General features: G+C 59.8%; 11 protein-coding genes. 6 read left to right on the top strand and 5 right to left on the bottom strand.

The genetic code is table 11. From position 1 onward, the window contains the following. Window positions 1–4 precede the first annotated feature (4 nt). Together FHT78_RS15270 and FHT78_RS15275 are read left to right on the top strand one after the other, a co-directional pair. On the top strand, window positions 5–1,861 hold the full coding sequence (locus FHT78_RS15270) for a DUF2264 domain-containing protein (RefSeq protein ID WP_183745432.1): 1,857 nt from the start codon (window positions 5–7) through the stop codon (window positions 1,859–1,861). Continuing rightward, the gene (locus FHT78_RS15275; protein ID WP_183745435.1) at window positions 1,858–2,868 is read left to right on the top strand and encodes a hydroxyacid dehydrogenase; all 1,011 of its coding nucleotides are present in this window, start codon (window positions 1,858–1,860) and stop codon (window positions 2,866–2,868) included. Before FHT78_RS15270 ends, FHT78_RS15275 begins: the two co-directional genes overlap by 4 nt. Window positions 2,869–2,872: 4 nt before the next feature. Here the strand turns inward: FHT78_RS15275 and FHT78_RS15280 are convergent, their stop codons facing one another. The 5 genes from FHT78_RS15280 to FHT78_RS15300 form a co-directional block, all read right to left on the bottom strand. Then, the gene (locus FHT78_RS15280) at window positions 2,873–4,147 is read right to left on the bottom strand and encodes a Gfo/Idh/MocA family oxidoreductase (RefSeq protein WP_183745438.1); all 1,275 of its coding nucleotides are present in this window, start codon (window positions 4,145–4,147) and stop codon (window positions 2,873–2,875) included. A gap of 46 nt (window positions 4,148–4,193) precedes the next feature. Then, a complete protein-coding gene (locus FHT78_RS15285) occupies window positions 4,194–5,024 on the bottom strand; it encodes a sugar phosphate isomerase/epimerase family protein (RefSeq protein ID WP_183745441.1) in 831 nt (276 codons plus the stop codon). 30 nt (window positions 5,025–5,054) lie between these two features. After that, entirely contained in the window at window positions 5,055–6,218 is a 1,164-nt protein-coding gene (locus FHT78_RS15290; RefSeq protein ID WP_183745443.1) for a dihydrodipicolinate synthase family protein, read from the bottom strand. A gap of 3 nt (window positions 6,219–6,221) precedes the next feature. Beyond that, a complete protein-coding gene (locus FHT78_RS15295; RefSeq protein ID WP_029616427.1) occupies window positions 6,222–7,370 on the bottom strand; it encodes a Gfo/Idh/MocA family oxidoreductase in 1,149 nt (382 codons plus the stop codon). A gap of 133 nt (window positions 7,371–7,503) precedes the next feature. After that, a complete protein-coding gene (locus FHT78_RS15300; RefSeq protein WP_183745445.1) occupies window positions 7,504–8,178 on the bottom strand; it encodes a TetR/AcrR family transcriptional regulator in 675 nt (224 codons plus the stop codon). Between the two features lie 206 nt (window positions 8,179–8,384). On the opposite strand from FHT78_RS15300, the gene FHT78_RS15305 reads away from it, so the two are divergent. From FHT78_RS15305 to FHT78_RS15320, 4 genes are read left to right on the top strand one after another with little or no spacing between them, the layout of a single operon-like run. Continuing rightward, the gene (locus FHT78_RS15305; RefSeq protein WP_183745448.1) at window positions 8,385–9,671 is read left to right on the top strand and encodes an ABC transporter substrate-binding protein; all 1,287 of its coding nucleotides are present in this window, start codon (window positions 8,385–8,387) and stop codon (window positions 9,669–9,671) included. Window positions 9,672–9,677: 6 nt separating this feature from the next. Then, entirely contained in the window at window positions 9,678–10,637 is a 960-nt protein-coding gene (locus tag FHT78_RS15310) for a sugar ABC transporter permease (RefSeq protein ID WP_183727402.1), read from the top strand. After that, a complete protein-coding gene (locus FHT78_RS15315; protein ID WP_183745451.1) occupies window positions 10,630–11,517 on the top strand; it encodes a carbohydrate ABC transporter permease in 888 nt (295 codons plus the stop codon). The genes FHT78_RS15310 and FHT78_RS15315 overlap by 8 nt, the downstream gene beginning before the upstream one ends. A gap of 36 nt (window positions 11,518–11,553) precedes the next feature. Beyond that, the gene (locus tag FHT78_RS15320; protein ID WP_183745454.1) at window positions 11,554–12,627 is read left to right on the top strand and encodes a Gfo/Idh/MocA family oxidoreductase; all 1,074 of its coding nucleotides are present in this window, start codon (window positions 11,554–11,556) and stop codon (window positions 12,625–12,627) included. Window positions 12,628–12,635 lie beyond the last annotated feature (8 nt).

Below are 12,635 nucleotides of genomic sequence, written 5' to 3' on the forward strand. Positions count from 1 at the left end.
GCCGATGACCTATGATCCCGCCAGCGCCAATCCGCTTGCAGGCAATCCGCTGAAGAACCGCGCCGATATGATCCGTGCTGTCAACGATCTCTTCAACCCGCTGCTGCCCTTCTTCTCCGATGGCAATGCCCGTGTTCGCCTCGACGGCGCCGGCGCCCATTTCGACCGGGCCGCTGCCGATCTCGAAGGCTTCGCGCGTCCGCTCTGGGGTCTTGCACCGCTCGGCGCCGGCAAGACCGCTTTCGACCACTGGCACCGCTTTGCTGAGGGCCTTGCGAACGGCTGCGATCCGGCCCATCCCGAATATTGGGGCACCGTCAATGCCCGCGATCAGCGTATGGTGGAGCTCGCCGCCCTCGGTTTTGCCCTGGCGCTGGTGCCCGACAAGATCTGGGAGCCACTCGACAAGCGCGCCCGCGACAACATCATCGCCTATTTCAAGCATGTCCGGCAGTTCGACTATGCCGACAATAACTGGAAATTCTTCCGCATCTTCGTCGATATAGCCCTCGACCGCCTCGGCGCCGATTTCGACCGCAGCCTGACCAGGCGATATCTCGAGGAACTCGAAGGCTTTTACATCGGCGACGGCTGGTACCGTGACGGTAATATCCGCCGCATCGACCATTACATTCCCTTCGCCATGCATTTCTACGGCTTGATCTATTCCAAGCTGGTCGATGACGACTATGCCAAGCGCTACCGTGAGCGAGCCATTCTCTTCGCCAAGGATTTCCGCCACTGGTTTGCGCCCGATGGCGCAACGATCCCCTTCGGCCGCAGCCTGACCTATCGTTTCGCCTGTGCCGGTTTCTGGTCGGCGCTTGCCTTTGCCGATCTGGAGGCATTGCCCTGGGGCGAGGTCAAGCATCTTTGCCTCGAGCATCTGCGCTGGTGGCGGGATAAGCCGATCGCCAGCCACGACGGCGTTCTCTCCATCGGCTTCGGCTATCCGAACCTCTTGATGTCGGAGAGCTATAATTCTGCCGGCTCACCCTATTGGGCCTTCAAGGCCTTCCTGCCGCTCGCCATTGCTGAGGATCATCCCTTCTGGACCGCAGAGGAAAAGGCGCCTGAACACCCCCCCGAGGTCGTTCCGCAACGTCATCCAGGCATGGTGGTCATGCGTGCCGGAAATGATGTCGTGGCGCTGTCTTCAGGCCAGGAAAACCTGCAGATGCGCTTCGGCACGGAGAAATACGCAAAGTTCGCCTATTCCGCTCGCTACGGTTTCAGCGTCGAAGCCGATGAGCGTGCCTTCGCACTTGGCGCCTTCGATTCCGCGCTCGCCTTCAGTGACGACGGCCTGCATTACCGCGTCCGCGAAACCAATGAAGAGGCAAAGATCGCCGGCAACATCCTTTATTCCAGATGGTCGGCCTTCAAGGATGTGAAGGTCGAAACCTGGCTCGTACCATCGGCCCCATGGCATGTCCGCGTTCACCGCATCACGACACCACGTCCACTGCAGACCGCGGAAGGCGGCTTCGCGATTGCCAAACGTGATCTCGATGCGGATACGCTTTCGGCCGCCGAAGGCTCGGCCCATGCGATCGGCGAAGTGGATTTCACCGGCATCGTCGACTTGGGCTCGTCGATCAAGCGAAACGGCCTTGCCCAGAAAGCGCTGCCGAATACGAACATGATCGTTTCCAAGACGCTCGTGCCGCAGCTGCGCGGTGAAATTTCTGCCGGCGAAACAATTCTGATCACGGCTGCGTTGGCGTTGAACGATCCGGCTGCCGTATCGGGAGCATGGATGACGCCACCGAAAGCACCCGATATTGCTGCGCTCCAGAAGCTGATCAGCGAGGAGGGCATGACCGTTAGCGCCATCGAAGCGCCAGGACATATGCCATGAACCGGGCTGCCATCGTCCTTGCCATGGAGCCTTCCCGCACCGAGCATGTGCTGCCCGAGGCGGTCCTTCGCCGGCTGGATGGCATCGGGCGCCTGCTCGACGCCGAACCGCTTCAGCACTTCGACGACGAACGGGCAAAGCTTCTGCTCTCCGAGGCGGAAATCCTGATCACCGGCTGGGGTGCGCCCTATGTTGGCCGGGAGGTTCTAGCGCTTGCGCCAAAGTTGAAGCTCGTCGTTCACGCGGCGGGAACGGTAAAGGGCATCGTCGATGCCTGCGTTTTCGAGGCCGGCATTCCCGTCAGCCATGCGGCCGAGGCCAATGCCGTACCGGTTGCGGAATTCACGCTTGCTGCAATCATCTTTGCCGGCAAACATGTCTTCCGTTTCCGCGACATCTATGTTGGTGACCGCGATCGCGATCGCACCCATCCGATGCAGCGCGAGGCCATCGGCAACTATCGCCGCACGGTTGGAATTATCGGCGCCTCGCGCATTGGTCGCCGCGTCATCGATCTGCTGAAGCCTTTCCAATACAAGATATTGCTCTCAGATCCGACTGTCGATGCCAACCAGGCGCGCATAATGGGTGTGCACAAGGTCGAACTCGACGATCTCATGCGTCAGTCGGATATCGTATCCGTCCACGCGCCATCACTGCCGTCCACCTACCACATGATCGATGCGGCAAAATTGGCGCTGATGAAGGATGGGGCAACATTGATCAACACAGCCCGAGGTGCGCTGATCGATGAACATGCTCTGCTGGCCGTTCTGAAGACCGGCCGCATCGACGCCATCATCGACGTGACCGATCCCGAAATACCGGGACCGGAATCGGCCTTCTACGATCTGCCCAACGTCTTCCTGACGCCACATGTCGCCGGTGCGATCGGTCTCGAGCGCACCCGCCTTGGTGAAATGGCAGCGGATGAGACCGAACGCTTTATAAAGGGCGAGCCGCTGCTTTACAGGCTCACCCTCGAAAGCCTGGAAAATACCGCCTGAGCGTTTACCACGCCTTCCGCGAGTTGGGCGAACCGTCATTGGCAAGCTCCGGCATGAGGTCGGAGATATTGACGACCTTGCCGGTACGCGAGCTTGTCAGCGCAGCGATGCCACACAGCACGGACATGGCGCCGGCGCGGGTGCCGGCCCGTTGCGCGAGTCTGTCCTGCATATCGGGCTTGAAAATCATGTTGCGCATTCGGTCGTCGCCACCGTAATGGCCGCCTGAAAAATGCGGCACCATGATGCGCTCGACGGCCTCCTTGCCGTGCGGGAAGTTGCGGATCAGCAGGATCGTGTCTTCCTTTGGCTCTTCCCACGGCTGCGCCTCATATTGGCGGATTTCGATACGCCCCTTGGTACCGTTGAAGGCGAGGTGATGGCCTTCGATCGGCTGGAACGTGTTCAGTGAATAAGAGACATGGACATTGTTTCGGTAGCGGATTGAAACGACCATCGTATCGGGAATGTCGATATCCTCGCGAAAAACGCAGCCGTCGCGGAAATAGCCGTCGATCTTCGAGGGATCCTCGTAGAGCGTATCGAGGAAGGGATCCTTTTCGAGATCGAGATAGTAGTCGCATTCTTGTGTGTGCGGACAGAGCTTGCAGCGCGGGCCGCGGAAAGGTCCCTTGCGGCCGTAATTCTGCAGGTCGGCAAAGGAGGTGACGGCATCGGGGTCGCTGTCCAGATACCAGTTCAGAAGGTCGAAATGGTGTGTCGCCTTGTGAACGAAGAGGCTGCCGGAATTTTCCGTATAGGCGTGCCAGCGGCGGAAATAGTCGGCACCATGCTTGGTGTTGAGATACCAGTGGAAGTCGACCGAGGTAACGCGGCCGATCTCGCCGGAATTCAGGAGTTCCTTGATCTTTGCCGCGGTCGGCGCATAGCGATAGTTGAAGGAAACGTCGACCCGGCGACCGGTGCGCTTTTCGGCATCCAGAATCCGGCGAATCTTTTCCACCGAAGTCGTCATCGGCTTTTCGGTGATGACGTCGATGCCTGATTCCAGGGCACGCACGATGATATCGTCATGCGTATGGTCGGGCGTGCAAACGATCGCCAGATCCGGCTTCTGCTCTGCCAGCATCGCATCGATGTTTTCATAGAGCGGCGCGTTGCTGCCGATCATGGTGCGGGCGCGCTCGCCGCGCAGCGAATTCTTCTCGACGATCGCAGTCAGGTCGACATGCTCGCGCCAGCCGGAAAGCAGATCCTTGCCCCACATCGTGGTGCCGCGGTTACCGGTGCCGATTAGGGCAAAACGGCGTTTCTCCATCGAATGATTCCTCCTTCATACGTGATGAAACGATTGGATTTTAAAACTAGACTTGGCAGCAGCTCCTGAAGCGCTCGACGCAGGTGGCGATCACCTCATCGGCCGGACGCTTCCACCAGTTTTCAGCCGAGAAGATTTCGACCTCCTGCGCGCCGAGGAAGCCGGCGGCTTCCACCATCCGTCTTATGCCTTTGAGATCGATGACGCCATCGCCCATCATGCCGCGGTCGAGCAGCATGTCCTTGGTCGGCACCAGCCAATCGCAGATGTGGTGGGCAAAGATGCGCTTCATGCGTCCTGCGCGAGCAATCTGGTTGGCAAGATCGGGATCCCACCAGACGTGGTAGACATCGACGGCAACGCCGACGTCCTCGCCAAGTTGCTCGCACATATCGAGCGCCTGGCCGAGCGTGTTCACGCAAGCCCGATCGGCGGCATACATTGGATGCAATGGCTCGATCGCGAGTTTCACGCCTGCGGCCTGGGCATGCGGCAGCATGGCGGCAATGCCGTCGAACACCATCTGCCGGGCCGCGACGATATCCTTCGAGCTGCCCGGCAGGCCGCCAACCACAAGCACCAGGCAATCGGCAGAAAAGGCTGCCGTCTCGTCGATGGCGCGCCTGTTGTCGTCGAGGTTCTTCTGCCAGTCGGCCTCGTTTGCGGCCGGAAAAAAGCCACCACGGCAAAGCCCGGTCAGCTTGATGCCGTTCGACTTGACGATCCTCACCGCCTCGTCGAGACCGGCTTTGGCGACCTGATCCCGCCATGGCGCGATCGAGGTGATACCGTGCTTCAGGCAGATATCCACGGCTTCGGCAAAGCCGCATTGCTCGCGGATCGTCGCGAGATTGATCGAAAGCCCTTCGACCTGCATGTCATTCTCCTCCCATTGCCGTGCCGGCGATCAGTGAACGCCATGAACGGCAAGCACCTGCTTCATGCGATCAGTCGCCAGTTCCGGATCGGCGAGAACCCGGGCCTTGTCGGCCAGGCGGAAAAGTTCCGCCAGATGCGTCAGCGAACGCGTGCTCTGTTGGCCGCCGATCATCGTGAAATGGTCCTGTAACCCGTTGAGATAGGCGAGGAAAACGACGCCGGTCTTGTAGAAGCGGGTGGGCGCCTTGAAGATATGGCGTGACAGCGGAACCGTCGGCTCGAGCAAGTCGAAGAACTCGTGGTTGCTCTTGCGGCCAAGTGCGTCAAGTGCGGCCGAAGCCGCCGGTGCGATGGCGTCGAAGATGCCGAGCAGCGCATCGGAATGGCCCTGCTCGTCGCCGGCGATCAATTCGGCATAGTTGAAGTCGTCGCCGGTGTACATGCGCACAGTCTTCGGCAGTTGCCGGCGCATGGTCACTTCCTTCTCCTTGGAAAGAAGCGAGATCTTGATGCCATCGACCTTCGCGGCATTGGCTTCGATCACCTGCAGGCAGGTTTCCATTGCCTTCAGATGGTCGCCGTTGCCCCAGTACCCGGCCAGAGCCGGGTCGAACATTTCGCCGAGCCAGTGGATGATGACGGGTTCCTTTACCTGGCGAAGGATCCGGTCATAGACCCTGACATAATCGTCCGGCCCCTTGGCTGCGGCGGCAAGGGCGCGGCTTGCCATGAGGATGATGCGACCGCCCGCGGCCTCGACCGTCTCGATCTGTTCCTCGTAGGCTTTGATGATCGTGTCGACTGTTACGTCGGGGCCTGGCGTCAGATGATCGGTCCCGGCGCCGCAGGCGATCAGCGCGTCTTTACGACCAGCTGCCTCGGCGAGTGCGCGGCGAATGAGATCGCGGGCTTCCGGCCAGCCGAGGCCCATGCCGCGTTGTGCCGTATCCATTGCTTCGGCGACGCCGAGGCCGAGGTCCCAAAGGCGGTGACGGAAGGCGAGCGTTCGTTCCCAGTCGATCGCCGGCGTCAACCAGGGATCGTTGTCGGCCAGCGGCTCGGCGACGACATGGGCGGCGGCAAAGGCGATGCGCGGGAAGCTCTTGGCGTCCCGCTTCTTGAGTTCGATCGGCGCGCCGGTCAGCCTATAAGGAGCGATCTTGCCGTCGAGAGGAAGATTGATCGTCGTCACGGCTCAAAACTCCAGGGCGGGGACATCGAGCCAGCGGCGCTCGGCCCAGGATTTCAGGCCGAGTTCTGCAAGCTGCACGCCCTTGGCGCCGGCTTCCAGGCCATAGGGCCAGGGAGCGTCTTCGACCACGTGACGGATGAACATTTCCCACTGCGCCTTGAAGCCGTTGTCGAAGACCTGCGTATCGGGCACTTCGTCCCAGGTCTTGTAGAAGTCGATCGTCTGCGGCTGGTCGGGGTTCCAGACAGGCTTTGGCGTATTGACGCGATGCTGGCTCCAGCATTTCGTCAGCCCGGCAACGGCCGAGCCATGCGTGCCGTCCACCTGGAAGGTGACGAGGTCGTCGCGACGAACACGCACGGCCCAGGATGAATTGACCTGCGCGATCGCGCCGCCTTCCAGCTCGAAGGTCGCATAGGCTGCATCATCGGTGTCGCAGTTGTAGGGCTTGCCCTGTTCATCGATACGGGTGGGAATATGGGTTGCACCCAGGCAGGAAACGGCCTTCACCTCACCGAAGAGATTGTCGAGCACATAGCGCCAGTGGCATAGCATATCGAGGATGATGCCGCCGCCATCGGCCTTGCGGTAGTTCCAGGACGGGCGCTGGGCCGGCACGCCCCAGTCGCCTTCGAAGACCCAGTAGCCGAATTCACCGCGCACCGAGAGGATCTTGCCGAAGAAGCCGGAATCGCGCAGCAGCGCAAGCTTGCGCAGGCCGGGCAGGAAGAGTTTGTCCTGCACCACGCCGTGCTTGAGGCCGGAGGCACGCGCCTTGCGGGCCAGGTCGATCGCAACCTGCAAGTCGTCGGAGATAGGCTTTTCGCAATAGACGTGCTTGCCGGCATCGAGCGCCTTGGACAGCAGCTCTGCGCGCATCAGCGTGGTTCCGGCATCGAAGAAGATGGCGTCATCGGGATTGGCGAGCGCAGCATCAAGATCGGTCGACCAGCGCTTGATGTTATGCTTGCGGGCAAGCTCCTCCATCTTCGCGCCGTTGCGGCCGACGATGATCGGATCGATTTCCAGTTTCTCGCCGGATTTCAGCGTAATGCCGCCCTGGTCGCGAAAGGCGAGGATCGAGCGAACGAGGTGCTGGTTGTAGCCCATACGGCCGGTAACGCCGTGCAAAATGATCCCCAAACGTGCCACTTTTCCCTCCCTGGAAGCTTTTATGCGTCGGGAGCGGGCAGCCAGGCCCGGCCCTCCCGAGCCGGTAACTAAACAGTTACTTGATGGCAGAAGAGGAATATTGCTGTCAATAGCCAATTCGGTTTTTTGAAAATCAGCGCTTTATCGAGGCGAGCGTGACGTGAACGATGTGCCGTTCCCAGGCTTCGAGACTGGCAGGTGTGATGAGATCGCGGCCGAAGATCGTCGAAAGCGTGTACTGGTTGGACAGGTAGAAATAGCCGAGCGACGCGATTGTCAGATAGACATGCAGGGGATCGGCAGTCTCGATGAAGACACCTGTTTTCTTACCTTCTTCCAGCACCTGCGAAAGCTCGCCGATCAGGTGCGAATGCAGCTCCTTGAGCCGCACGGACTGGCGCAGCCAGCGCGCGCGGTGCAGATTTTCCGTACCGAGCAGGCTCAAGAATTCCGGATGCTGCAGGAAGTAGCGCCAGGTGAAGAGGGCAAGTTCTCCAATGCCCTCCTCGGGGCTGCGGGTGCTGATGTTGAGCGCGCGTTCGGCGGTGCGGATGCTGACGTAGGCCTCCTCCAGCACGCGTAGATAGAGCTGCTCCTTGTCGCCGAAATAGTGGTAGAGCATGCGTTTGTTGGTACCGGCGCGCTCTGCGATGGAGTCGACTCGCGCGCCGCCCATGCCGTTTTCGGCAAATTCCCGTGTGGCCGCCTCAAGAATGGCCGCGCGGGTGCGCTCCGGATCGCGTTGGGCGGTTCGCTCAGCGGACGGGCGCTTGGTCTTCTTTTTTGCGCTCTCCCCAATGTCGTTCATGCGATTTCCCCTACTTCCCATGTTGCGCTCATAAGGCTTAAGCGGAAGAATGTAAAAAGCCGATTTGGTCAGAGCAACCGGGCCAGCAACACCGCTTGACAGCCCGGAGGCTTTGAACATAACTTGTAACCAATTAGTTATTTGTTGCAAGGCGGCTAATTCGGAAGCGTGTGGAGGCGCTTCCTGTTGGGAGGAGGAAAACCAATATGACTTTTCGTGTAAGCAGACGTAATTTCATGGCGGGTGGAGCAACGCTTCTTTCGCTTTCGGCGCTCGGAAACAGCGCTTTTGCCCAGGAAAACCGCCTGCGTCTCATCTGGTGGGGTTCTCAGCCGCGCGCTGACCGCACCAACAAGGTCTCCGACCTTTTCAAGGCGCAGCACAGCGGCGTTTCGATCACCGGCGAATTCCTCGGATGGGCCGATTACTGGCCGCGTCTCGCCACACAGGTGGCCGGCCGCAACGCCCCCGACGTCATCCAGATGGATTATCGCTACATCGTCGAATATGCCCGGCGCGGCGCTCTTGCTCCGCTGGAATCCTATATGCCCTCGAAGCTGCAGCTCGATGATTTTGACCCGGCGCAGATCGAAGGCGGCAAGGTCGATGGCCATTTCTATGGTGTCAGCCTCGGCGCAAACTCGGCAGCGACCGTCATCAACACAGTCGCCTTCAAGGAAGCCGGCATCGACGTGCCGACCAACAAGACGACTTGGGAAGAATTCGGCAAGATCGGTGCTGAAATCACCAAGGCCGGCAAGCGCAAGGGCTATTTCGGCTTTGCCGATGGCAGTGGCGGCGAACCACTCTTCGAAAACTATCTTCGCCAGCGCGGCAAGGCGCTTTACACGGCGGATTCGAAGATTGCTTTCGGTGCCGAGGATGCGTCCGAATGGTTCGACATGTGGGCCAAGTTCCGTGAGGCCGGCGCCTGCGTAACGCCCGACATTCAGGCGCTCTACAAGGATACGATTGATACCAGCCCGCTGACTGTCGGGAAGGCCGCCTGCGACTACGCCCACTCCAACCAGTTTGTTGGCTATCAGGCGATGGTCAAGGACAAGCTGATGCTCAGCAATTACATGCGCATCAAGCCGGACTCCAAGGGCGGCCACTACCGCAAGCCTTCGATGTTCTTCTCGGTTTCCGCACAATCCAAGGCGATCGACCAGGCTGTCGATTACGTGAACTTCTTCGTCAAGAACCCCGATGCCGCCAAGATCCTCGATGTCGAGCGCGGTATTCCGGAATCGAAGGCGATGCGCGACGTCGTTGCCGGCACGCTCGATGAAACCGGCAAAGTCCCGCTCGAATATGTCAGCGGTCTCGGCGATCTCGCAGGCCCGCTTCCGCCCCCGCCGCCGACCGGTGCCGGCGAAGGCCAGGTTGTCCTGCGCACTATCTCGGAGCAGGTCGCTTTCGGCCAGCTTACTCCGGCTGATGCCGGCAAGCAGCTCGTGGATGAAATCACGCGAATTCTCGCGCGGGGTTGATCTTATATGACCAATGCGATGCGCACGTCCGCAGGGACGGTAACCGTGGAAAGATATCAGGGAGTACGGGCTGACGGACGCTTCCGGCGGCTGTGGAATGCCAATGCTCCCGGCTATCTCTTTCTGCTTCCGTGGCTGGTAGGCTTTTTCGGCCTGACACTCGGCCCGGCCCTGATCTCGCTCTACCTTTCCTTCACCGACTTCGACATGTTGAGGGCGCCGGGTTGGGTGGGAGCTGCAAATTACGTGCGCATCGCTACGGCCGATCCGAAATTTGCGTCGGCCATGTCCGTCACATTGACCTATGTCGTCTTGTCGGTTCCCTTCAAGCTGACCTTTGCGCTTCTTGTCGCACTTGCTTTGAACCGAGGCTTGCGCGGCCTGCCAATCTACCGCGCGATTTTCTACCTTCCGTCGCTTCTCGGCGGCAGTGTGGCGATTGCTGTACTGTGGCGCCAGCTTTTCGCCAGCGATGGTCTCGTCAATGCGGCACTTTCGCATTTCGGAATTGTCGGCCCGAGCTGGATTTCGCATCCGAGCTATTCGATCTACACGCTGGTCGCACTCTCCGTCTGGCAGTTCGGTTCGCCGATGATCATCTTCCTGGCCGGCCTGCGACAGATCCCGCAGGATATGTATGAGGCCGCCAGCCTCGACGGTGCGTCGAAATTCCGCCAGTTCTACAAGATCACCCTGCCGCTGCTGACGCCGGTGATTTTCTTCAACGCCGTCGTTCAGACGATCGACGCCTTCAAGGCCTTTACACCGGCCTTCATCATCTCCGGCGGCACGGGCGGCCCGATCAATTCGACGCTCTTCTACACGCTCTATCTCTATCAGGAAGCCTTCGGCAATTTCCGCATGGGCTATGCCTCGGCGCTCGCCTGGATCCTCGTGGTGATCATCGCGATCTTCACCGCCTTCTCCTTCCTGACCTCGCGCTATTGGGTACACTACGATGACTGAGATGACCGCTTCCGTCACCGCGCCCCGGCCGCCATCGGATATCACCAAACGCAGCCTGCCGGCTTCGATCGTCATCCATGCGCTGCTGATCGCCGCATCGCTCCTGATGCTCTATCCGCTCTTGTGGATGGTGTCCGCGTCGGTCAGGCCGGAAAACGAGATCTTCTCCTCGACTTCGCTCATTCCGTCGTCAGTCGATTTTTCCTCCTATGTGCGCGGCTGGACCGGTCTCGACATCAGCTTCGGCCGCTTCTTCTGGAATTCGCTCGTCATCTCGCTGCTGGTGGTCGCCGGCAACGTCATTGCCTGCTCGCTGACGGCATTCGCCTTCGCGCGGCTGCGTTTTGCCGGTCGGAATTTCTGGTTCGCGATCATGCTCGGCACGCTGATGATCCCCTATCACGTGACGCTCATCCCGCAATATGTGCTCTTCCTCGATCTCGGCTGGGTCAACACCATCCTGCCGCTCGTCGTGCCGAAGTTCCTGGCAAGCGACGCCTTCTTCATCTTCCTCATGGTGCAGTTTTTCCGCGGCATCCCGCGCGAACTCGATGAGGCCGCAATGATGGATGGCTGCAGCGCCTGGCGCATCTATTGGAAGATCATGTTGCCGCTGTCGCTGCCGGTTCTGGCCACAGCCGCCATCTTCTCCTTCATCTGGACCTGGGACGATTTCTTCGGTCCGCTGATATACCTCAACGACATGAACACTTACACGATCCAGCTCGGCCTGCGCACTTTCGTGGACTCTACCAGCGCATCGGACTGGGGCGGATTGTTCGCCATGTCGACGCTCACCCTCGTGCCCGTATTCTTCTTCTTCCTGTTCTTCCAGCGCCTGCTGATCGAGGGCATCGCCACGACCGGCATGAAGCGTTGATGGATCGGGCGGGAAAGCCAGACAGGATAAAGTGACATGAGCATCAAGACAGTCGCGATCATCGGCTGCGGTATCGGCCGCTCCCATATCGTCGAGGGGTATCTGCCGCATCCGGACAAGTTCAAGGTTGTAGCGATTTGCGACCTGAACGAAGATCGCCTGAAGACGATCGGCGATGAATTCGGCATCGAACGGCGCGCGACCTCCTTCGATGAGCTGCTTGCCGATGACAGCATCGACATCATCGATATCTGCACGCCGCCCGGTATCCACAAGGAACAAGTCATTGCCGCACTTGCCGCCGGCAAGCATGTCGTTTGCGAAAAGCCTCTCACCGGTTCGCTTGCCGGTGCCGACGAAATCATCAAGGCCGAAAAGACCGCCACGGGCACGCTGATGCCGATCTTCCAGTATCGGTATGGCGACGGCGTCGAAAAGGCCAAGCGCATCATCGATGCCGGTCTTGCCGGCAAGTTCTACATGGGCTCCGTCGAAACCTTCTGGCGCCGCAAGCCTGAATACTACGCCGTTCCCTGGCGTGGCAAATGGGCAACTGAGCTCGGCGGCGTACTCGTCACCCATGCGCTGCATCTGCACGACATGCTCTTCTATCTTGCCGGTCCTGCTGCCCGCGTCTTCGGCCGCGTGGCGACTCGCGTCAACGAGATCGAGGTCGAAGATTGCGCTTCGGTCAGCCTGCAGATGCAGAACGGCGCCTTCGTTTCGTTGTCCTGTACGCTCGGCTCGCAGAACGAGATCAGCCGGCTCAGGCTTCACTTCGAAAACATTACATTCGAGAGCAATCACGAGGCCTATGCGCCCGGCCAGGATCCTTGGCAGATTATTGCTGCCGATGACGAAGTTCAGGCGAAGATCGATGCCGTCATCGCTGACTGGCAACCCGTACCTCTGCGCTTCAACACGCAGATGCTGCGCTTCCACGATTATCTGATGGGCAAGGGACCGCTTCCGGTGACGAGCGCCGATGCAAGGCGCGCGCTGGAACTGGTCACGGCCATCTACCAATCCTCCGATAGCGGCGCCGATGTTGCCCTGCCGATCGGTCCTGACAGCCCGAAATACGCCGACTGGCGTGCAAGAACCAAATAAGAGGGGAT

The sequence above is a fragment of the Rhizobium sp. BK196 genome (assembly GCF_014193255.1).
Lineage (GTDB): Bacteria > Pseudomonadota > Alphaproteobacteria > Rhizobiales > Rhizobiaceae > Rhizobium.

What these genes read in the sequence shown, in the direction of transcription:
- FHT78_RS15270 (WP_183745432.1), top strand. Translation starts at nt 5, where the DNA reads ATGACCTATGATCCCGCCAGCGCCAATCCGCTTGCAGGCAATCCGCTG.
- FHT78_RS15275 (WP_183745435.1), top strand. Translation starts at nt 1,858, where the DNA reads ATGAACCGGGCTGCCATCGTCCTTGCCATGGAGCCTTCCCGCACCGAG.
- FHT78_RS15280 (WP_183745438.1), bottom strand. Translation starts at nt 4,147, where the DNA reads ATGGAGAAACGCCGTTTTGCCCTAATCGGCACCGGTAACCGCGGCACC.
- FHT78_RS15285 (WP_183745441.1), bottom strand. Translation starts at nt 5,024, where the DNA reads ATGCAGGTCGAAGGGCTTTCGATCAATCTCGCGACGATCCGCGAGCAA.
- FHT78_RS15300 (WP_183745445.1), bottom strand. Translation starts at nt 8,178, where the DNA reads ATGAACGACATTGGGGAGAGCGCAAAAAAGAAGACCAAGCGCCCGTCC.
- FHT78_RS15305 (WP_183745448.1), top strand. Translation starts at nt 8,385, where the DNA reads ATGACTTTTCGTGTAAGCAGACGTAATTTCATGGCGGGTGGAGCAACG.
- FHT78_RS15310 (WP_183727402.1), top strand. Translation starts at nt 9,678, where the DNA reads ATGACCAATGCGATGCGCACGTCCGCAGGGACGGTAACCGTGGAAAGA.
- FHT78_RS15315 (WP_183745451.1), top strand. Translation starts at nt 10,630, where the DNA reads ATGACTGAGATGACCGCTTCCGTCACCGCGCCCCGGCCGCCATCGGAT.
- FHT78_RS15320 (WP_183745454.1), top strand. Translation starts at nt 11,554, where the DNA reads ATGAGCATCAAGACAGTCGCGATCATCGGCTGCGGTATCGGCCGCTCC.